The organism is Streptomyces sp. NPDC088147, assembly GCF_044741565.1.
In the GTDB taxonomy this organism is placed as follows: Bacteria; Actinomycetota; Actinomycetes; order Streptomycetales; family Streptomycetaceae; genus Streptomyces.
Genome location: NZ_JBIUSY010000001.1, coordinates 1,038,096 through 1,058,043, shown reverse-complemented (window position 1 = coordinate 1,058,043; position 19,948 = coordinate 1,038,096). Strand labels below are relative to the sequence as shown.

The 19,948-nt window shown below is 69.9% G+C and carries 15 protein-coding genes; 9 read left to right on the top strand and 6 right to left on the bottom strand.

Features of this window, described 5'->3' with window-relative positions; genetic code table 11:
- Nucleotides 1-58: 58 nt before the first annotated feature.
- The 6 genes from ACIOGX_RS03790 to ACIOGX_RS03765 all read left to right on the top strand — a co-directional run bounded on the left by ACIOGX_RS03790 (nucleotide 59) and on the right by ACIOGX_RS03765 (nucleotide 6,449).
- Nucleotides 59-796, top strand: a complete 738-nt coding sequence (locus ACIOGX_RS03790; protein ID WP_129767687.1) for a FadR/GntR family transcriptional regulator — start codon at nucleotides 59-61, stop codon at nucleotides 794-796.
- Nucleotides 793-2,334 (top strand): amino acid permease, encoded by a 1,542-nt coding sequence (locus ACIOGX_RS03785; RefSeq protein WP_401759555.1) that lies wholly within the window; start codon nucleotides 793-795, stop codon nucleotides 2,332-2,334. The genes ACIOGX_RS03790 and ACIOGX_RS03785 overlap by 4 nt, the downstream gene beginning before the upstream one ends.
- Nucleotides 2,335-2,336: 2 nt before the next feature.
- Nucleotides 2,337-3,452 (top strand): asparaginase, encoded by a 1,116-nt coding sequence (locus tag ACIOGX_RS03780; protein WP_401910001.1) that lies wholly within the window; start codon nucleotides 2,337-2,339, stop codon nucleotides 3,450-3,452.
- Between the two features lie 118 nt (nucleotides 3,453-3,570).
- Entirely contained in the window at nucleotides 3,571-5,001 is a 1,431-nt protein-coding gene (aspA, locus tag ACIOGX_RS03775) for an aspartate ammonia-lyase (protein WP_356510597.1), read from the top strand.
- A 143-nt stretch (nucleotides 5,002-5,144) separates the two neighbouring features.
- Nucleotides 5,145-5,402, top strand: a complete 258-nt coding sequence (locus ACIOGX_RS03770) for a hypothetical protein (protein ID WP_356510595.1) — start codon at nucleotides 5,145-5,147, stop codon at nucleotides 5,400-5,402.
- A 174-nt stretch (nucleotides 5,403-5,576) separates the two neighbouring features.
- On the top strand, nucleotides 5,577-6,449 hold the full coding sequence (locus ACIOGX_RS03765; RefSeq protein ID WP_129767684.1) for a serine protease: 873 nt from the start codon (nucleotides 5,577-5,579) through the stop codon (nucleotides 6,447-6,449).
- A gap of 125 nt (nucleotides 6,450-6,574) precedes the next feature.
- Here the strand turns inward: ACIOGX_RS03765 and ACIOGX_RS03760 are convergent, their stop codons facing one another.
- Nucleotides 6,575-7,396, bottom strand: coding sequence for a phosphotransferase (locus tag ACIOGX_RS03760; protein WP_401909996.1), 822 nt, complete (start codon nucleotides 7,394-7,396; stop codon nucleotides 6,575-6,577).
- 107 nt (nucleotides 7,397-7,503) lie between these two features.
- Between ACIOGX_RS03760 and ACIOGX_RS03755 the strand changes: the two genes are divergently transcribed.
- Nucleotides 7,504-8,394: a GNAT family N-acetyltransferase gene (locus ACIOGX_RS03755; RefSeq protein WP_401909993.1), complete on the top strand. Its 891-nt coding sequence runs from the start codon at nucleotides 7,504-7,506 to the stop codon at nucleotides 8,392-8,394.
- Nucleotides 8,395-8,526: 132 nt separating this feature from the next.
- Complete coding sequence (locus ACIOGX_RS03750; RefSeq protein WP_401909990.1) at nucleotides 8,527-9,390, top strand: SMP-30/gluconolactonase/LRE family protein; 864 nt, start codon at nucleotides 8,527-8,529, stop codon at nucleotides 9,388-9,390.
- A 15-nt stretch (nucleotides 9,391-9,405) separates the two neighbouring features.
- On the opposite strand, the gene ligA is transcribed toward ACIOGX_RS03750, so the two are convergent.
- The 5 genes from ligA to ACIOGX_RS03725 all read right to left on the bottom strand — a co-directional run bounded on the left by ligA (nucleotide 9,406) and on the right by ACIOGX_RS03725 (nucleotide 16,666).
- On the bottom strand, nucleotides 9,406-11,523 hold the full coding sequence (gene ligA, locus ACIOGX_RS03745; RefSeq protein WP_401909987.1) for an NAD-dependent DNA ligase LigA: 2,118 nt from the start codon (nucleotides 11,521-11,523) through the stop codon (nucleotides 9,406-9,408).
- A 52-nt stretch (nucleotides 11,524-11,575) separates the two neighbouring features.
- Nucleotides 11,576-12,160, bottom strand: a complete 585-nt coding sequence (locus ACIOGX_RS03740; protein WP_356510582.1) for a hypothetical protein — start codon at nucleotides 12,158-12,160, stop codon at nucleotides 11,576-11,578.
- A 162-nt stretch (nucleotides 12,161-12,322) separates the two neighbouring features.
- Nucleotides 12,323-13,228: a zinc metalloprotease HtpX gene (htpX, locus tag ACIOGX_RS03735; protein WP_129767679.1), complete on the bottom strand. Its 906-nt coding sequence runs from the start codon at nucleotides 13,226-13,228 to the stop codon at nucleotides 12,323-12,325.
- Nucleotides 13,229-13,421: 193 nt separating this feature from the next.
- The gene (locus ACIOGX_RS03730) at nucleotides 13,422-15,164 is read right to left on the bottom strand and encodes a glycoside hydrolase family 6 protein (protein WP_401909982.1); all 1,743 of its coding nucleotides are present in this window, start codon (nucleotides 15,162-15,164) and stop codon (nucleotides 13,422-13,424) included.
- Nucleotides 15,161-16,666, bottom strand: a complete 1,506-nt coding sequence (locus ACIOGX_RS03725) for a cellulase family glycosylhydrolase (protein ID WP_401909980.1) — start codon at nucleotides 16,664-16,666, stop codon at nucleotides 15,161-15,163. The genes ACIOGX_RS03730 and ACIOGX_RS03725 overlap by 4 nt, the downstream gene beginning before the upstream one ends.
- A gap of 259 nt (nucleotides 16,667-16,925) precedes the next feature.
- On the opposite strand from ACIOGX_RS03725, the gene ACIOGX_RS03720 reads away from it, so the two are divergent.
- Nucleotides 16,926-19,943 (top strand): glycoside hydrolase family 48 protein, encoded by a 3,018-nt coding sequence (locus tag ACIOGX_RS03720; RefSeq protein ID WP_401909977.1) that lies wholly within the window; start codon nucleotides 16,926-16,928, stop codon nucleotides 19,941-19,943.
- Nucleotides 19,944-19,948: the final 5 nt, after the last annotated feature.

Below are 19,948 nucleotides of genomic sequence, written 5' to 3'. Positions count from 1 at the left end.
TTCCCTTTGGTGAATGGCGTTCTTGACAGCGATCTCCCCGGGGGTTCAGGATGCGCGGGTGAACCTGTCAGACAGCCAGACAGCTGGTGAGGCGCCCAAGCGGATCAGCGCCCTGGAAGCGGTGCTCGGTCATCTGCGCGGTGCCATCGAGCGTGGTGAGTACGCCGTGGGGGACAAGCTCCCCTCCGAGGCGGAGCTCTGCCGCCGCCTGGAAGTGAGCAGACCGGTGCTCCGGGAGGCGCTGCGCGCGCTCCAGACCATGGGGCTCACGGTCTCGCGCACCGGCAAGGGCACCTTCGTCGTGTCCCACGGCCCGGTCGAGGACCCGACCTTCGGTGACTACTCGGCGAGCGACCTCCTCGAAGTGCGCCGCCATGTGGAGATCCCGGTGGCCGGGTACGCGGCGCTCCGCCGCACCCCCGAGGACCTCGACCATCTCGCGCATCTACAGGAGCGGATGGAACGGGAGACCGACACCACAGCGTGGGTGGCGATGGACACCCTCTTCCATCTCGCAGTCGCGCGGGCCGCCCAGAACCCCGTCTTCCGGAGAGTCATCGAGGAGATCCGTGACGCGCTGGCCCGCCAGTCGGCGTTCCTCAACGATCTGGGCGGGCGGCGCGAGCAGTCGAATCGGGAACACCAGGCGATCGTCGACGCGCTCGTCGACCGTTCCGAGCGCGACGCCGTGGAAGCCATGACCCACCATCTGGCCCGCGTCGAGTCGACGCTGACCACCATCGTGCGCTCGCCGCGGCGTGCGGTTCCCCCCACAGAAGGCGAAGACCCGGCGTGAGTGAACCGTCCCTCCAGAAGCCGCTGCCAGCGGGCGACGAACGCGCGCCGGACCGTGCCGCGCACATCGACGCCGGTGACGCCGGATACAGCAAGTCCCTGAAGTCGCGCCACATCAACATGATCGCCATCGGCGGGGCCATCGGCACCGGGCTGTTCCTCGGCGCGGGCGGCAGGCTCGCCGACGCCGGGCCCTCGCTGGCCGTGGCCTACGCCGTCTGCGGCGTCTTCGCCTTCCTCGTGGTGCGTGCCCTCGGAGAGCTGGTGCTGCACCGGCCGTCCTCCGGGGCGTTCGTCTCGTACGCCCGTGAATTCCTCGGCGAGAAAGGGGCGTTCGTCGCGGGCTGGATGTACTTCCTGAACTGGGCGACCACCGGAATCGCCGACATCACGGCGGTGGCGACCTACACCCACTACTGGGGCATGTTCACCGATGTCCCGCAGTGGGTGATCGCCCTGATCGCGCTCGCGGTCGTACTGACCGTGAACCTCATCTCCGTGAAGATCTTCGGCGAACTGGAGTTCTGGTTCGCGATCATCAAGGTCGGTGCGCTGGTCCTCTTCATGCTGATCGGCATCTTCCTGCTGGTCACCCAGCAACCGGTCGACGGCCACACCCCCGGTCCCTCGCTGATCACCGACAACGGCGGCCTCTTCCCGGCCGGGATGCTCCCGATGCTGCTGGTCATCCAGGGCGTTGTCTTCGCCTACGCCTCCGTCGAACTCGTGGGTGTCACGGCGGGCGAGACCGCGCACCCGGAGAAGATCATGCCCAAGGCGATCAACTCCATCATGTGGCGCGTGGCCCTCTTCTACGTCGGCTCGGTCGTGCTGCTCACGATGCTGCTGCCCTGGGATGCGTACTCCGCCCGCGAGAGCCCGTTCGTGACCGTGCTGTCCAATATCGGCGTGCCGGCGGCCGGCGGGGTGATGAACCTCGTCGTCCTCACCGCCGCGATGTCGAGCCTCAACTCCGGGCTCTACTCCACCGGCCGCATCCTGCGTTCGATGGCGATGTCGGGGTCGGCGCCGAAGTTCACCGGCGTGATGAGCCGCAGTCAGGTGCCGTACGGGGGCATTCTGCTGACCTCCTCGATCTGTGTGCTGGGCGTCGGCCTCAACTACGTCGTACCGAGCGAGGCGTTCGAGATCGTGCTGAACTTCGCCGCGCTCGGCATCCTCAGCACCTGGGCCATGATCATGGTCTGTCATCTCCTCTTCTGGCGGAAGACGCGGGCCGGGCTGCTCGTACGCCCCGGCTACCGGCTCCCCGGCTCGCCGTGGACCGAGATCGTCACGCTGGTCTTCCTCGCGTCGGTGCTGGTCCTGATGTACGCCGACGGCGGCGCGGGACGTACGACCGTCCTGTCCCTGCCCGCGATCGGGGCGGCGCTGGTCGTGGGCTGGTTCCTGGTACGGGGCCGGGTCGGGACCGTACGGGAAACCGCGGCCGGGACCGCTGCCGGGACCTCGGCCGGGACCGGGACTCCCTCTGACACCGGGACTTCCCCCGGCACCAAGAACGACAACGAGAGCTGATCATGAGCGACTCCACACCGGCGGGGGCCACCCCGTCACGCCCCGCGCGCCCCGCGCAGCCCCTCCTACCGGGAGAGCCCGCCGTACCGGGAGCGCCCCCCGCCGTCCGTGAGCCGGCCCATGTCCCCGTCGCGCATGTCGTACGGGGAGGCGTCATCGAGGGCGTCCACCACGGCTCGGTCGTCGTCCTCGCGGCAGACGGCAGTGTGGAGTTCCGCGCGGGCGACATCGAGGCCGCGTTCTACCCGCGCTCGGCGCTCAAGCCTGTCCAGGCGGTCGGACTGCTGCGCGCCGGACTGCCGGCGCTCGACAGCGAGTCGCTGGCCCTCACCGCGGCCAGCCACTCCGGCGAGGAACTCCATCTCGCCACGGCCCGGCGCATCCTGGACGGCGCGGGCCTGACCGAGGACGACCTGCGCAACGTGCCCGATCTGCCGTACGACCCGGCGGTGCGGGACGAGTGGATCCGCGCCGGACGCGGCCCCAGCCGGCTCGCCCAGAACTGCTCGGGCAAGCACGCCGCCATGCTGATGACGGCCAAGGCCAGGGGCTGGCCGCTGGAGAACTATCTCGACCCCGGGCATCCGCTCCAGCGGGAGATCGCCTCGACGGTCGAGGAGCTGACCGGGCAGGCCATCGCACGGGTGACGGTCGACGGGTGCGGCGCGCCGCTCTTCGCCGTCTCCCTGCGCGGTCTCACCCGGGCCGCAGCCCGGATCGCGACGGCCGCGCCCGGCACGGACGAGGGCCGGGTCGCGCACGCCATGCGCGAGCACCCGGAGATGGTCTCCGGCAGCGGCCGGGATGTCGCCCGGCTGATGCGCGCGGTCCCGGGACTGCTCGCCAAGGACGGGTTCGAGGGCGTACAGATCGTGGCGCTGCCGGACGGGCGGGCCGTCGGTGTGAAGATCGCCGACGGCGCCGACCGCGCCAGGATGCCGGTGACCGCCGCGGCCCTCGTCAGGTGCGGGATCGACCCGGAGATCCTCGCCGGATTCGACCGTGCGCCGGTCATCGGGGGCGGACAGGAGGTCGGAACCCTGCGTGCGGCAGGTGCCCTGGCCCCCTTCTTCGCCCCGTCGGCCGGTGTGGTCCCGCCCGCGCCGTCCGCCGCGTAACACCGTTCCGCCGCTTCCCCGTTCCGCCTTCCTACGATTTCGCTTCCCCGCCGTCTCTCCTTCCGCCGTCCCGCCGCCACGGGACACCCACCCTCAGCTCTCACGAAGGACCCGCGACATGACTGCCGGCCACCGCCGCGAACACGATCTGCTGGGCGACCGCGACATACCCGCCGACGCGTACTGGGGAGTTCACACCCTGCGCGCCTCGGAGAACTTCCCCATCACCGGTACGCCGATCGCCGCCTACCCCCATCTGATCAACGCGCTCGCCGCCGTCAAGGAAGCCGCGGCCCGCGCCAACCAGGACCTCGGGCTGCTCACCGCCGAGAAGGCCGACGCCATCGCCGCCGCCTGCCGGGAGATCAGGAACGAGGGCCTGCTGCACGACCAGTTCGTCGTGGACGTGATCCAGGGCGGCGCCGGTACGTCGACCAATATGAACGCCAACGAGGTCATCGCCAACCGGGCGCTGGAGATCCTCGGCCACACCAAGGGCGACTACCAGGAACTGCACCCGAACGAGGACGTCAACCTCAGCCAGTCGACGAACGACGTCTATCCGACCGCCGTCAATGTCGCCACGATCATCGCCGTACGGGAACTGCTCGACGCGATGACCGTCCTGCGCGAGGCGTTCGCGGCCAAGGCCGAGGAGTTCCGCGAGATCCTCAAGATGGGCCGGACCCAGCTCCAGGACGCGGTGCCGATGACCCTCGGCCAGGAGTTCTCCGCGTACGCGGTGATGCTGGAGGAGGACGAATGCCGGCTCGCCGAGGCCGTCTGCCTCGTCCATGAGATCAACCTCGGCGCGACCGCCATCGGCACCGGGCTCAACGCCCCGGCAGGCTACGCGGAGGCCGCCCGCCGCCATCTCGCCGCCATCACCGGGCTGCCCCTGGTCACCGCGGCCAATCTCGTCGAGGCCACCCAGGACTGCGGCGCCTTCGTCCATCTCTCCGGTGTGCTCAAGCGCATCGCGGTCAAGCTCTCCAAGAGCTGCAACGATCTGCGACTGCTCTCCTCGGGACCACGGGCGGGCTTCGCGGAGATCAATCTGCCGCCGGTACAGGCGGGTTCCAGCATCATGCCGGGCAAGGTCAACCCGGTGATCCCCGAGGTCGTCAACCAGGTGGCCTTCGAGGTGATCGGCAACGACGTGACCATCACCATGGCGGCGGAGGCGGGGCAGCTCCAGCTCAACGCCTTCGAACCGATCATCCTGCACTCCCTCTCGGAGAGCATCACCCATCTGCGGGCCGCCTGTGTCACGCTCGCGGAGCGCTGCGTGTCCGGTATCACCGCCAATACCGAGACCCTGCGCGCGAGTGTGGAGAACTCCATCGGGCTCGTCACCGCACTCAACCCGCATATCGGCTACCTCGCCGCGACCGAGATCGCCAAGGAGGCCCTCGCCTCCGGGCGCGGTGTCGCCGAACTGGTCCTGGAACGCGGGCTGTTGCCTGCCGACCGGCTGATGGCCCTGCTGCGCCCGGAGGTGCTCGCGGGGACGGGGACGCCTACGGGTACGGAGGCGGGGGCGGCCTGACGAGGGGCCGCGTCCACGGCCACCACGCCCCGGCCGTACCCACGGCCACCCACGCCCCGGCCGTACCCCGCGTCCCGGCCCTGGCATGCCCCCGCCGGTGGAGGGGCGCGTGTCCTCTACCGCCGCCACGCGTTACACCGATCATGAACGCGTATCGATTTCTCACCGCCGCCGCGGCAGGCTCCGCGCTGCTCGCCGCCGTCGCCCCCGCCGCCCAGGCGGTCGAATTCGGCTCCACCCTCAGCAGCACGGCGCAGACCGCGGCGGCCGTGGGCACCAAGGCCCAGCCCGTTGTGGAAGGCGTCCTCGGGAACAAGGTCGACAAGAAGGTGGGCGCTGTGAAGGGCGCGGTGAAGGCCGGGGCCGACGCGGTGAAGGCCGGGAACGATCTGATCAACTGAAGGGAATGACGGTGGGGGCGGTGCCGGGTCGGCGCCGCCCCCACCGTCATGTCAGGGGCCGGAATCCCCGGGGTCCACGAGAGCCTCGTCCAGGCATGGTTGCCCGCTGCCACACATGCGTCAACAATGCCCATGACAAAACCGAAGGAACTTCGGTCACAGAGGGGACCCCACATGAGAAAGCCTCTCCTCGGCGCGCTGCTCGCCGTTCTGCTCCTCGGAGCGGGAGCGGCACCCGCCATGGCCACAAGCCATGACGCGGGCGCGCCCACGAAGGCCGCCGGGACCACGGCAACCGCCCAAGCCAAGGTCCAGGCGGTCGACTTCGCCGGAACGGTCGCACTCAGCAACTGTTCCGGCTCCGTTGTCCGTACGCCCGCCTCGCAACCGAGCGACCCCGCACTCGTGCTGTCCAACGGCCACTGCCTGGAGAGCGGTATGCCCGCCGCCGGCCAGGTCATCGTGGACCGCGCGTCCACCCGTACCTTCAGCCTGCTGAACTCCGCGGGCACCGGCGTCGCGACCCTGCGCGCCAGCAAGATCGCGTACGCGACGATGACCGACACGGATATGTCGCTGTACCAACTCACCAGCACCTACGCGCAGATACAGAGCTCCTACGGGATATCGGCCCTGGAACTCAACGCCACCCGCCCGGTCCAGGGCACCGCGATCAAGGTCGTCTCCGGCTACTGGAAGCGGATCTACAGCTGCAACATCGATGGATTCGCCTACCAGCTGAAGGAAGGGAGCTGGACCTGGAAGGACTCGGTCCGCTACACCTCCGCGTGCAACACGATCGGCGGCACCTCGGGCTCGCCCGTCATCGACAACACCACGGGCAAGGTCGTCGCCGTCAACAACACCGGCAATGAGAGCGGCGGCCGCTGCACCGTCAACAACCCGTGCGAGGTCGACCAGAACGGCACGGTGACCGTGCGTCAGGGCATCAACTACGCCCAGGAGACCTACGGGATCGTCGCGTGCGTCGGCACCGGCAGCAAGATCGACCTGACCCGTCCGGGCTGCACCCTGCCCAAGCCGTAGCAACCGGACACCGCACACACCGCGTGGCGCCGCCGGGAGACCGGCGGCGCTGCCGTCGGCACCGGACGTGGATCCGTCGGCACCGGACGTGGATCCGTGGTGCGCTTGAGCCAGGCGCCGCCGCGTCAGTCCAGCAGGGCGGTCAGGAATCTCTCGTGGTGGGCCACCAGCCAGCTCCGCATGCGGTCCCACCGTTGCCAGCCACCGCGCTCGGACAGCGCCTGTGTGTAGACCGGGTCGCCTTCGGCCACACGGTCGGCGACGAAGGTCCGGCAGGATGTGGTGGCCTGTTCGATGACGCCGGGCAGCTCAGCGCGTTCTCGCGGGGAGAGGCCGTAGCTGTCGGCGAGGATCCGCAGCCGCGTCGGGGCGTCCAGCCCGGTGGGATAGAGGGCCGCCGCGGACGCGGGGTCGAGCATGGGCACCCAGTAGCGGGCGGTCATGGCGACATCCCACAGGGGCCGACCGGGGGCCGCCAGGTCGAAATCGATCAGGGCCGCGGCGCGGCCGTCGCGAAAGACGACATTGTCCGGGCAGATGTCGTTGTGGCACAGCATCGTTCCTCCCTCCGGGTCGGCCAGGTCCCGAGGCCACGCGGCGCCTGCGTCGACCCCGATGGCCGTGCAGGCGTCGTGCAGGCGCCGCAGCAGGCTGCCCACCGATCTCAGCGCGGTCTCTGTCATCACCCAGCGCGGAAACGGCGGGAGGGCGACGTCGCCGGGGATGAAGGTCAGCTGCTCGCGGCCGTCCTCGGTGAGACGGACCGGGGTCGGAGCCGCGTCGAAGCCGTGCTCTTGGAGCGCGCGGAGGTGGGTGTGAAGGGCGCGCGCTGTGCGCGGCGCCGGCCGTTCCACCAGGGCACCACGGCGGAAGACCGCCCCCGCGTTCACCATGCCGCCGACCAGCGCTTCGCTGTCCCTGTCTGTCGCCTCGTTCCCAGCTGTCATGAAGCAAGGGTCTCAGCGAGACGGTCGTAAGAGCCGTAGAGTCCACCGCCCCACAGACACGGGATAACCGGATGCGGCCCGGACTCGCTGATCACTACGCTGAAACCATGGACCCTGTACAGGTCAGGCTGATGTGTGCGGACGATCTCGCCTCGGCGGAACGGGCATCGGCGTTGACGTTCCTCGACGCGGAACGGAGCACCAGGCGGGTCAGCGATCCGGAAGTCGAGCCGCGCTCCGCGGTCGCCTCGAAGCACTGGATCGACCGGATGCGCTTCTTCCTGAGCGTCGACCCGGGAGGGTGCTGGGTCGCGGTGAAGGAGGACACCGGTGCCGGGGAAGTCGTCGGATTCGCCATGTCCCAGAACCGCGGCCCTCTGTGGTTCCTGGCGACCTACGGCGTACTGCCGGGCCATCAGGCCCAGGGCCTCGGGAAGCGCCTGATGGACGCCGCCCTCGACCATGCCGACGGGCGCCCCGGCATCTTCTCCTCCAGTGTCCACGCGGGAGCCACCCGCCGGTACAGGCTGGCGGGATTCTCCCTCCACCCGCAGATGCGGATGGTCGGCACCGTCGACCGGTCCACACTCCCCCCGGTGGACGGCCTGCGGGAGGGCCGGGCCGACGACTTCGAGTGGATGGACCGGCTGGACCGGAACCTGCGTGGGGCGGGCCACGGCCCCGACCACGGCTACATGCTCGGCACCATGCGGCTGGTCGTGTCCCGGGACACGACGAAGCCGGGATACGTCTACCTCGACGACCGCGGGCAGGCCGCGCTGCTCGCCGCCGCGCAGCCGGAGACCGCACAGAAGCTGCTGTGGGAAGCCCTGGCCTCGTCGCGAGGCGAAACCCTGGTCAACTGCATCACCACACCGAACGAGTGGGCGATCGATGTCGGCCTGGCCGCCCGTCTCGACATCGGGCAGGAAGGCTATATCGCCGTCCGTGGGATGCCCGTCCCGGCGCCTTACCTCGCCAGCGGCCATTTCCTCTGACCGGCCACCGCTGCCGTCCCGAGAGGGCGGACGCCGGTACGTCGCGGACACGCCCGTAGCATGCGTGCGAGCGTGAGCGGAGCCGCCGGGGGCGCCCCGGGCCTCCGGAAGGCTGAGACGAGAGGGGCCGCCATGCGCGCCGAGCAGTGGACCGGGGTCGTCACCCATCACGGCGAGGGGCCCGGCTGGGACCCCGGCGCCGGCCGGCTGAGGATCGTCGACCTGCTGGCCGGCGACCTGCTCACCTTCGACACCGAAGCCGACGGCGGCGGTGCGTACGAACGGTGGCACCTCGGCGCAATCGCGGCGGCCTGGCGGCCCCGGAGCTCCGGCGGTGTGGTCGCGGCCGTCGAGCGGGGCTTCGTCCTGGTGGCCGAGGACGGCACGGTCACCGCCGGCGACGAGCTGTGGACCGACCCCACGGTCCGGATGAACGACGGTGCCTGCGATCCGGCCGGAAACTTCTACTGCGGTTCCATGGCGTACGACGCCCGCCCCGGTGCCGGTTCCGTCCACCGCCTCACCCCCGACGGTGCCACCTCTCTCGTCCACACCGGGGTCACCATCTCCAACGGCCTCGCGTGGGCCCCGGACGGTGACTTCGCCTACTACGTCGACACCCCCACGCAGACCATCGCCCGGATCACGACCGATCCGTCGACCGGACAGTTCTCCACCCCCGAGCCCTGGGTCGCCGTCGACCCGGGCGACGGCTCCCCCGACGGTCTGACCGTGGACGCCGAAGGGGGAGTGTGGGTCGCGCTGTGGGGCGGCTCCGCCGTCCGCCGCTACGCCGCCGACGGCACCCTGGACGAGGTGGTCGAGGTCAACGCGCGCCAGGTCAGCGCCTGTTCGTTCGGCGGCGGTGACTATCGCCGGCTGTTCGTCACCACCTCGCGGCAGGGCCTCGTGGACGGCGACGACCCGGCCGCGGGCGCCGTGTTCACCGTCGACCCGGGGATCGCCGGACTCGCCCCGCTGCCGTACGCCGGATAGCGGGGCGTGCGGCCGTCAGGCGTCTTCGAGCAGACCGGCCACCAGCTCGGCGAACTCCTCGGGCGTGGCGATACGTATCCCCAGCGCCTCCGCCTTGGTCCGCTTGGAACCGGCCTTCTCGCCGGCGACCAGGAGCGTGGTGCGCTTGGAGACGCCGGACGAGGACGTGCCACCGGCCCGCTCTATCAGCTCGTTCATCTCGTTGCGGGAGAGCTTGGCCAGCGGCCCGGTCATGGCGCCGGTCACCACGACGGTCATGGAGTCCAGCGGACCGGCGCCGGAAGCGGCGTCGCCGCCCGTTCGCTCGGGCCCTGCGCCGTCCTCCTCCGACGACGCCAAGGGCGGCTCGGTGGCGCCCGGTTCGGTCATGTTGACGCCCGCGGCGACGAGTTTGTCGATCAGCGGAGCCAGCTCGGTGAGTTCCGCGACGATCACGGGGGCCTTCTCCGTACCGATGCCGTCGACCCGCTGGATCTCCTCGGCGTCGGCCGATCTGACGCGGTCCATGGTGGCGAAGTGCCGGGCGATCCGACGGGACATGGAGCGGCCGGTGCCCCGCACCCCGAGCGCGGCGAGCACCCGGGCCAGCGGCTGCCGCTTCGCCCCCTCGATGGCCGCGAGCAGATTGTCGGTGCTGGTCTCGCCCATCCGCTCCAGAGCGAGGAGCTGCTCGCGCCGCAGCGCGAACAGATCGGCGAAGTCCCGTACCAGACCGGCGTCGACGAGCTGGACGACACGCGTGGCGCCCAGGCCCTCGATATCGAGCTGGTCGCGCCCGACCGCGTACGAGAGGGACGCGACCACATGGCAGTCGCGGCCCCGGACACAGCGCCAGCGCTGCTCGCCGGTGTCGATCTCCGATCCGCACTGCGGGCAGCTCTCGGGAAAGACGATCGGACGCTCCTCGCCGGTCCGCAGATGGGCGACGGGTGCCTCGATTCGCGGAATGATGTCCCCTGCCTTGTAGACCATCACCTGGTCACCGATCCGCAGATCGCGCCGGGTGATGTCCGCCGGATTGTGCAGCGTGGCGTAGGTGACGGTGGAGCCGTCGATCTCCACCGGCTCCAGCACGGCCCGGGGCGCGACGATCCCCGTCCGCCCGACGTTCCACTCCACGTCCAGCAGCCGGGTGATCTTCTCGACGGCCGCCAGCTTGTACGCGATCGCCCAGCGCGGGGCCCGCGAGCCCGAGCCCGCCTCGCGCTGGTCCTCGGCCAGATCGGCCTTGACGACGATGCCGTCTATGCCGAACGGCAGCTCGGCCCGCAGCGCGGCGATCTCGGCGATCCCGGTCCGCACCTCGTCCACCGTGGACACCGCGCGCGGCGGCACCGCCGTGCCCGCCGCGGTGGTGACGCCCAGACCGGCCACGTACTCCAGCACCTCGCTGTGCGGCCACCGCGTGAGGTCCTCGCTCAGCGGGCCTGGGGTGGCGGGCAGCGGCAGCGCCCCGTAGCAGAAGAAGGCCGTCTCCACCTGGTACGGACGGTCCTTGGCCCGCAGGGTCCCGGCCGCACCGCTGCGGGGGTTGGCGAAGGGGGTCGCGCCGTGCGCCGTACGGACCGTGTTCGCCCGCTCGAACTGCTCGCTGGTCATCAGGACCTCGCCGCGCACCTCCAGGGTGACCGGCTCGGAGAGCCGCCCCGGCAGGCCCGTGACCGTCCCGATGGCATGCGAGACGTCCTCGCCCGCGGTGCCGTCGCCCCGGGTGATCAACCGCGCCAGCTCGCCGTTCTCGTACCGCGCGGCCACCGCCAGCCCGTCGAGCTTCGGCTCCACGCTCCAGGCTTCCACCGGTCTGCCGAGACGGCGCTCCAGCGACGCGGCCCACGCCGTGAACTGCTCGGCCGAGAAGACATTGTCCAGCGACAGCATCGGTATCGTGTGCGGAACGTCGCCGCTCGCGGCGCCGCCCGCCACCTTCCCGGTCGGCGAATGCGCCAGCACCTCATCGGGATGCACCTGCTCGTACGCCGCGATTCCGCGCACCAGCCGGTCGTACGCGTCGTCGTCCAGGGAGCTCTCGCCGCTCGCGTAGTACGCGGCGGCGGCCTTGGCCGCGTGGTCGACCGCCTGCGCGTACGCGGCGGCGTCGAAGACGGGGGTGGAAGTCGTCGTCATGTCCTTCATCCTGCCGTCCACCACTGACAACGGGTCCGGTCGCGGCCCCGCGACGAGTCGGTCAGAGCCCCGGCGCACCCCAGACGGGGAACCAGCGCGCGAGATCGGGCTCGATCCGCAGATCGTCCCCGAGCACCGCTCTGACCTGGAGTTCCCGCTGATTGTCGCGTTTCTCGGCGGTGCCGGGCAGAGGCGCGAAGGGGTAGAAGCTGCCGCGCTTGTAGAGATAGACGAGCGCGAGGGGCCGGTGCTCGGTATCCCGGAAACTGAGCAGTGAGCAGAGCAGCTGAGGGCCGAATCCGCCCTCCTCCAGCAGCGTGTTCACCGCGTGCAGATCGTTCACCAGGGTGGCCGTGTCGTCCGGCGCCCGCCGCGCGAGCAGCCAGGTGTAGCCGTACGAGTCCTGGCTGAACTCCACCGGGCGGCTGTCCTGGCCGGTGTCCGCGTCGAGCAGTTCGCGCACGTCCTGCCGGATCCGGGCGAAACCACCGCCCTCGACGCCCGCGAAACAGACCGAGCCGAGGCCGGTGGGGGTGTATCCGGCCCCGGCCTGGAGGGTGAGCGCGGCGGACGGGAGGGCGAAAAGCTGGTCGAGATCGGGGCGGACCGGTTTGCTCCGGCCGAGGATGGCGTCGAGAAGGCCCACAGGACCAGCTCCTCACAGTGACGAGGGGGAGGGGACGGTGTCGACAGAGATGTACGGGACAGCGGCGAGATGGCTGCGATGGCGGACGCTCATCGTCCCTACGGCCGCGCTTGCGGCCGTAAGGCGTGACGGCCGGACTTACGGGCGGGCTTACCGGCGGACTTACGGGCGGGCGAGTTCGGCGGAGATACGGGCGAGCTGGTCCAGCCGCTGCTCCAGCGTCGGGTGCGAGGCGAGCAGCCGCCCCAGGCTCTCCTTCGAGGAGAACGCGGGCACGAAGTAGAACGCGTTGTACGGCTCCGCCTTCCGCAGGTCCTCCGTGGGGATCCGCGCCATCTGGCCGCTCACCTTGGTCAGCGCGGAGGCGAGCGCCGAGGGCCGGCCGGTGAGCAGCGCGGCCGTACGGTCGGCGGAGAGCTCGCGGTAACGGGACAGCAGCCGGGTCAGCAGGAAGCCGATCGCGTACACCACCGCGCTGACCAGCGGAATCAGCAGAATCGCGATCCCCGCGGGGCCGGCGTTCCTGGCGCTCCTGGACAGCCCGCTGTAGAGCGCGATCCGGGTGATCAGACCCGCGAGCACGCCCAGGAACGAGGCGATGGTCATCACGGCGACATCGCGGTGCGCGACATGCGACATCTCATGGGCGAGGACACCCTCCAGCTCCTCCGGCTCCAGCCTGCGGAGCAGGCCGGTGGTGGCACAGACCAGTGCGCTGCGTTCGCTCCGGCCGGTGGCGAAGGCGTTCGGTATGTCACTCCGCGCGATCGCCACCTTGGGTTTGGGCATATCGGCCAGCGCGCAGATCCGGTCGACGGCTCCGTGCAGCTCGGGTGCCTGCTCGGGGGTGACCTCGCGCGCGCCCATGCCGAAGGCCGCGATCTTGTCGCTGAACCAGAACTGCGCGATGAACAGACCTCCGACGAGGATCAGGATGACCGGCCAGAACTTCCCCAGCACGGCCAGCAGCACACCGACCAGGACCACGTACAGCAGGCCGATCAGGAACATGGTGGTCACCATGCGGGTGGTCAGACCGCGGTCCTGGGTGTAGCGGGTCTGTGTCATCGTTCGCCTCCATGAGTTGTTCTCCTGTTATTTTCCTCCTTTCCTGGCGAAACGGTATAAGGGGGCTATATGGGCGGTGTGGGACCGGCTCCCCGTAGGGATTCCCCGCCGGTCCCACACCTGGCCCCCACTGCCGGCCACGGCCGCTCGGAGCGGCTGCCGCGCCTATGGCGGCCGGCACCGGCGACACGCTCTACAGCGCCGGGTTCGCGTTCTTCAGCAGCTCCTGGAACTGCGCGGAGAACCAGTCACCGGACAGTGGCGCGTTCGGCAGCGCACCGGACATGTTGTTGTTGTTCCGGGGATTGCCGGTGTACGTCGGGTCGCACATCCGGTCGAAGCCCTTGCCCTGGTTGTTCGGGATCTCCTTGCTCGCGCCGTCCGACTCGCCCGGGGGCTTCATCCACACGTACGCGTCGATCCCGGCGGCGGGCGCCGCCTTCGGCCGCTCGCCCAGTCCGGCACCGGACTGGTTGCACCAGTTGCCCAGGTGGATCCGGCGGTCGTAGCGCCCGCCGTCCACATAGGTGTCCACGCTGGTCTGCGGGCCGGGACCGCCGGGCCGCGCCGAACCGCCCCAGCCGTTGCGCGAGGTGTCGATCAGCATCCCGATGCCCGACGGGAAGCCGACGCCCACCAGCTCCTGCCGGAACGCCTGGGCGAACGACTGCTCATCGACGTAGCGGTTCCAGTCCACCCACTTCGACTCGCGGACCGACTTGCCGGCGATGTTGTCGTTGATGGTGAAGTTGTTCTCCTTGAGCGCGCCGTAGTTGGCGGTGTTGACGATGAAGCCGTGCACCTTGTCGAGCGTGCTGCCCTCGGCGGTCGCGGCCTGCTTGAAGACCTGCGCCGAGGCGTTGAAGTTGTCGTCCCAGCCGATCCAGCCGTGGTGGCCCGCGTCGACGTAGTTGTAGACGTTGGGGATGGCGCCGAGGTGGTTGAGCGCGTAACCGACGCCCTTGATGTAGTTGCCGTTCGCCTTCATCACGTCACACTGCGGGGTGACGGTCGGCCGCGGCGTGACATTGGTGACCAGATTGGGCAGCGAGTCGATCTCGACGGTCGTCACGATCCGCAGGCCGGCGTACTTGCTGTCGGCGAGAATGGCGGCGATCGGATCGATGTACTCGCTCTGATAACGGCCGATCTCCGTCGGGCCCAGCTCCCCGTTGGAGGCGAGCGCGGCGCAGTCACGGCCCGGCAGGTTGTAGATCACGAGCTGGACGACGAACGGCCTGCCCGCGGCCTGCCGCAGCGCCTCGTCGAGGTGGTCGCGCAGCCCCATGCCCGCGCCGACACCCTCGATGGCCGCGATCCGGTCCAGCCACACACCGGTCGGCTGGTTGGAGACCTTGCTGCCGCCGGGTTCGGCCGCTGCCTTCGCGGACCACTCCGGGTTCACGTACACCCCGGCGTTCGCGTACGGGTTGTCGACCTTGGCGCCGGCGGGCGGGTCGGTCGGCGGGTCGGTCGGCGGATCCGTCGGACCGCCGCCACCGGGGGCGTTGCAGGTGACACCGTTGAGCTTGAAGACGGCGGGGACCGCGTTGGACCCGGTGGCCGAGGCGTTGAAACCGAAGGACGCCGAGGCGCCGCTCGCCAGCGCGCCGTTCCACGCCACATTGGCGGCGGCGACGGCCGTACCGCTCTGGGTGATCGTGGAGTTCCAGCCCTGTGTCACCTTCTGGTCACCGGCGAAGCTCCACTCCAGCTTCCAGGAGCTGATCGCCTCGCCGGTGTTGGTCACATTGACATTGGCCGAGAAGCCGCCGTTCCAGGCGGTCTGGATCCGGTAGTCGACGGTGCAGCCGGCCGCGGCGGCACCGGCGGGCGCGTCCAGCGCGGTCGCGGTACCGGCGGCGGCGGCGACGAGCGCGAACGCGGCGAGCGCCGCGCCTCGTGTACGTCGCGGAGGAGTGGTGGTGCGGCTCATGAGAGTCCCTTCAGATGGTCACGGAGTCCTGCGCCGAAACTGGTGGGCGTGCCGTTGTAGTCGCTGATCAGAGCGGGTCCCGAGGAGCAGTCCCAGGTGTTCCAGGTCCACCCGAGATACGAGGCGCCATGGCTGTCGAGCCAGGCCATGACCCGGTCGATATAGCCGTGCGAGCAGGTGTTCTCGCCGATCTCGCCCGCCACGAAGGGCACTTCGGCGGCCACCGGCGCGAGCTGTTCGTTCCAGCAGCTCTCGCTCGCGCAGACGTTGAAGTTGTACGTGTGCCAGGCGGCGGCCAGATTGCCCGCCGGGTCGGCGGGCCGGTACGTCAGCCACTGCCGCATGTCGTTGGAGTAGGCGATGCCGGGGATCAGCACCAGGTTCTGGGCGCCGGTGGCCCGTACCGCGTTCACCAGCGACTGCATCCCGGCCACCTCGAAATCGATCCCCGGGCAGTTGCCGCCGTCGCGCCAGCAGGTCCAGGCCGCGTCGGTATCACCGGTGGCCCGGTCCGGGAACGGCTCGTTGAAGAGGTCGAAGACCACCGCCGGGTCGTCCTTGAAGGTCTGCGCGACCGAGGTCCAGAAGGCCGGTGTGTACCGTGCGTTCGGCATCGGCTTCTGGCAGGTCGCGTACTCGGTGTCCGGGCAGTGGCTGTCACCGCCCGTGTATCTGCCGTGGGTCCAGTGCAGTTCGACGACCGGAGTGATCCCGTGCGCCTCCAGCCTGGTTACGAACTGCCTGACCGCGGCGATGTAGTTCGCGCCGGCGTACTCCGGCTTCACATGTGCGAGGCCGAGCCAGCACTCCTCGTTGAGCGGTATCCGTACGGTGTTGACCTTCCAGTCGGCGATGGCCCGCACCGACGCGTCGTCCACCGGACCGTCGAAGATGCCGTAGCCCTGGATACACGCGAACTCGCCGCCGGAGCGGTTCACGCCGAGCATGCGGCGGGTCGTGCCGTTCTCGTCGACCAGTTTGTTGCCCGAGGCGCGCAGCTTCGGTGGAATGCCACCCGGTCCCGGCGGATCGGTCGGCGGATCCGTCGGCGGGTCGGTCGGCGGATCGGAGGGGTCACCCGGTCCCGGACCGCCGTCGCACGCCACGCCGTTGAGCCTGAACGCGGTGGGCGCCGGATTGGACCCGGACCAGGAGGCGATGAACCCGGCGCTGAGCGAGCCGCCGGTGGCGATCTTCCCGTTCCAGCTCTCGTTGACGGCGGTCACGGTCTTCCCGGACTGCGACCACTTCCCGTTCCAGCCCTGGACCACCTTCTGACTTCCGGGGAAGTCGAAGGTGAGTGTCCAGTTCTCGACGGGTGACCCGTTGTTGGTGACCGTGACAGCGCCCTGGAAGCCACTGTCCCACTGACCGGTGGTGCTGTAGGCGACGGTGCAGCCGGCCGCGGTTCCCGACGCGGTCGGCTGCGGTGCGAGAGCGGTGCCCGCCACGGCCAGGGCCGCGGCGGCCAGCAGTGCGGTGAGGCGCGGTGGTGCTCGCATGGAGCGACTCCTCGATGGCCGATACGCCGCCTGACACGGCGTATGACTGATGGAAGCGCTCCCACTGGTTGGCTTCCGACGGTAGCGCCGAAGTCGCCTGAGTCAACAGCCCAGTTGAATTCTTTTATCTGACAACTCGCCCGGACATGCGTCGCGTTCAAACTCTTGACAGGTCCACGGTCCCGCTCAACGCTTGGGAGCGCTCCCACTGGTTCGCACCCCCACACCACCCGCACCGGACCGCGAGGAGGACCACCCCATGCCCGGCTTACGAGGTTCACCGCCAGGGGCACCACCGCCACCCGGAAGATCCGGCACACCACGTGGAGTCCTGCCGGGTGAAGGCCGGCCGTGTGAAACGCGACCGCGCCGGGTCAGGCGGCGCGGAGTCCGGCGCCTGCTCACCGCGCTGGCCGCCGCCCTCTCCCTGCCGCTGGGTCTCACCGCGGTCAACGGCACCCCCGCGCACGCCGCGGCCGTCCAGTGCGGTGTCGACTACAAGACCAATGACTGGGGCACCGGCTTCACGGCCGACCTCACGATCACCAATCGCGGTACGGATCCCATCGACGGCTGGACACTCGGCTACGACCACTCCGGGGACCAGAAGCTCACCAACGGCTGGAACGGCGGCTGGAGCCAGTCCGGCAAGACCGTCACCGTCACGAACGCCGCGCACAACGCGCGGATCGCCCCGGGAGCCGCGGCGACCGCCGGTGCCAACTTCACCTACAGCGGCGCCAACACCGCGCCCACCGTCTTCACCGTCAACGGCGTGCGCTGCACGGGCGCGCATCAGCCGCCCCTCACCGTGCTGACCAGTCCGGCGCCCGGCGCGGTGTTCACCGCGGGCGGCACCATCCCGATGGCCGCCACCGCCGTAGCCGCCGACGGAGCCGGGATCTCCAAGGTCGAGTTCTACAGCGACACCCGGCTGCTCGGCACGGACACCTCCTCCCCGTACACCTTCGACTACGCGGATGTCCCCGCGGGCGATCTCTCGCTCTACGCGAAGGCATACGACGGCCAGGGCGCCGCGGCGGAGTCCACCCCGGTCGGCGTACGGGTCGCCGCGGGCCCGTCACTGGTCGCGAGCCCCGCCCAACTCGGCGTACAGCAGGGCAGGACCGGCACCTTCGGGGTGAAGCTCTCCACCCGGCCCGCCGCCGATGTGACGGTCACCGTGGCCCGTACCGCGGGCAACACCGGCCTCACCCTCACCTCCGGCTCCACCCTCACCTTCACCGGCGCCAACTGGAACACCGCCCAGCAGGTGACCGTCTCCGCCGCGGCCACCGGCACCGGCGCCGCCACCTTCACCGCGACCGCGCCCGGCCAGACCAAGGCCGAGGTGACCGTCACCCAGCTGGCCGCGGCCGGCACCTACAACGCGCGGTTCCTCGATCTGTACGGCAAGATCACCGACCCGGCGGCCGGCTACTTCTCGCCCGAGGGCATCCCGTACCACTCGGTGGAGACCCTGATCGTCGAGGCGCCCGACCAGGGCCACGAGACGACCTCCGAGGCGTACAGCTATCTGATCTGGCTCCAGGCCATGTACGGCAAGGTCACCGGCGACTGGAGCAAGTTCAACGGCGCGTGGGCCACCATGGAGAAGTACATGATCCCCACCCACGCCGATCAGCCCACGAACAGCTTCTACAACGCGTCGAAACCGGCCACCTACGCCCCCGAGTGGGATCTGCCCTCGCAGTACCCCTCGCAGCTCAACGGCAATGTCGCGGTCGGCAACGACCCCCTGGCCGGCGAGCTGAAGAGCGCCTACGGCACCGATGACATCTATGGCATGCACTGGATCCAGGACGTCGACAACGTCTACGGCTTCGGCAACTCGCCGGGGAAGTGCGAGGCGGGACCGGCCGATCAGGGCCCCTCGTACATCAACACCTTCCAGCGCGGACCGCAGGAGTCCGTCTGGGAGACCGTGACCCAGCCGACCTGCGACGCCTTCAAGTACGGCGGCAGGAACGGCTATCTGGACCTGTTCACCGGGGACGCCTCCTACGCGAAGCAGTGGAAGTTCACCAACGCGCCGGACGCCGACGCCCGCGCCATCCAGGCCGCCTACTGGGCGTCGGAGTGGGCCAAGGAGCAGGGCAAGGGCGGCGAGGTCGCGGCCAATGTCGCCAAGGCGGCCAAGATGGGGGACTACCTCCGCTACGCGATGTACGACAAGTACTTCAAGAAGGTCGGCGGCTGTGTGGGCGAGACGGCCTGCCCGGCGGGCAGCGGCAAGAACAGCTCGCACTACCTGCTCTCCTGGTACTACGCCTGGGGCGGTGCCACCGATGCCTCGGCCGGCTGGGCCTGGCGCATCGGCTCCAGTTTCAGCCACAGCGGGTACCAGAACCCGATGGCGGCCTGGGCGCTGAGTTCGTACGCCGATCTCAAGCCCGCGTCCGCCACCGGACAGCAGGACTGGAACACCAGCCTCAAACGGCAGGTGGAGTTCTACCGCTGGCTCCAGTCCGCCGAGGGCGGCATCGCGGGCGGCGCCACCAACAGCTGGCAGGGCCGGTACGCGCAGCCCCCGGCCGGCACCCCGACCTTCTACGGCATGTACTACGACGAGGCGCCCGTCTACCACGACCCGCCGTCCAACCAGTGGTTCGGCTTCCAGGCGTGGTCCATGGAGCGGGTCGCGGAGTACTACCACCAGACCGGCGACAGCGCCGCCAAGGCCGTGCTGGACAAGTGGGTCGCCTGGGCCCTGTCCAAGACCACCGTCAACCCCGACGGTACGTACCGGATCCCGTCGACCCTCCAGTGGTCCGGCAAGCCCGACACCTGGAACGCCACCACGCCCGGCGCCAACACCGGTCTGCATGTGACCGTCGCCGACTACACCAATGACGTCGGGGTGGCCGCCGCGTACGCCAAGACCCTCTCCTACTACGCCGCGAAGTCCGGCAACGCGGCGGCCAGGACCACCGCGAAGGCGCTCCTCGACGGGATGTGGGACCACCACAGGGACGCGCTGGGGATCGCGGTCCCGGAGACCCGCGCCGACTACAGCCGCTTCGACGACCCGGTCCACGTACCGAGCGGCTGGACCGGCACCATGCCCAACGGCGACACGATCGACGGGAGTTCCACCTTCGCGTCGATCCGGTCCTTCTACGAGGACGACCCGGCCTGGTCGAAGGTCGAGGCGTATCTGAACGGCGGGGCCGCGCCGACCTTCACGTACCACCGCTTCTGGGCGCAGGCCGACATCGCGCTGGCCCTCGGCTCGTACGCCGATCTCTTCGAATAGCGGCG

Coding starts and splice junctions, on each gene's coding strand:
- ACIOGX_RS03780 (WP_401910001.1), top strand. CDS start 2,337: ATGAGCGACTCCACACCGGCGGGGGCCACCCCGTCACGCCCCGCGCGC.
- aspA (WP_356510597.1), top strand. CDS start 3,571: ATGACTGCCGGCCACCGCCGCGAACACGATCTGCTGGGCGACCGCGAC.
- ACIOGX_RS03770 (WP_356510595.1), top strand. CDS start 5,145: ATGAACGCGTATCGATTTCTCACCGCCGCCGCGGCAGGCTCCGCGCTG.
- ACIOGX_RS03765 (WP_129767684.1), top strand. CDS start 5,577: ATGAGAAAGCCTCTCCTCGGCGCGCTGCTCGCCGTTCTGCTCCTCGGA.
- ACIOGX_RS03760 (WP_401909996.1), bottom strand. CDS start 7,396: ATGACAGCTGGGAACGAGGCGACAGACAGGGACAGCGAAGCGCTGGTC.
- ACIOGX_RS03755 (WP_401909993.1), top strand. CDS start 7,504: ATGGACCCTGTACAGGTCAGGCTGATGTGTGCGGACGATCTCGCCTCG.
- ACIOGX_RS03750 (WP_401909990.1), top strand. CDS start 8,527: ATGCGCGCCGAGCAGTGGACCGGGGTCGTCACCCATCACGGCGAGGGG.
- ligA (WP_401909987.1), bottom strand. CDS start 11,523: ATGAAGGACATGACGACGACTTCCACCCCCGTCTTCGACGCCGCCGCG.
- htpX (WP_129767679.1), bottom strand. CDS start 13,228: ATGACACAGACCCGCTACACCCAGGACCGCGGTCTGACCACCCGCATG.
- ACIOGX_RS03730 (WP_401909982.1), bottom strand. CDS start 15,164: ATGAGCCGCACCACCACTCCTCCGCGACGTACACGAGGCGCGGCGCTC.
- ACIOGX_RS03725 (WP_401909980.1), bottom strand. CDS start 16,666: ATGCGAGCACCACCGCGCCTCACCGCACTGCTGGCCGCCGCGGCCCTG.
- ACIOGX_RS03720 (WP_401909977.1), top strand. CDS start 16,926: ATGCCCGGCTTACGAGGTTCACCGCCAGGGGCACCACCGCCACCCGGA.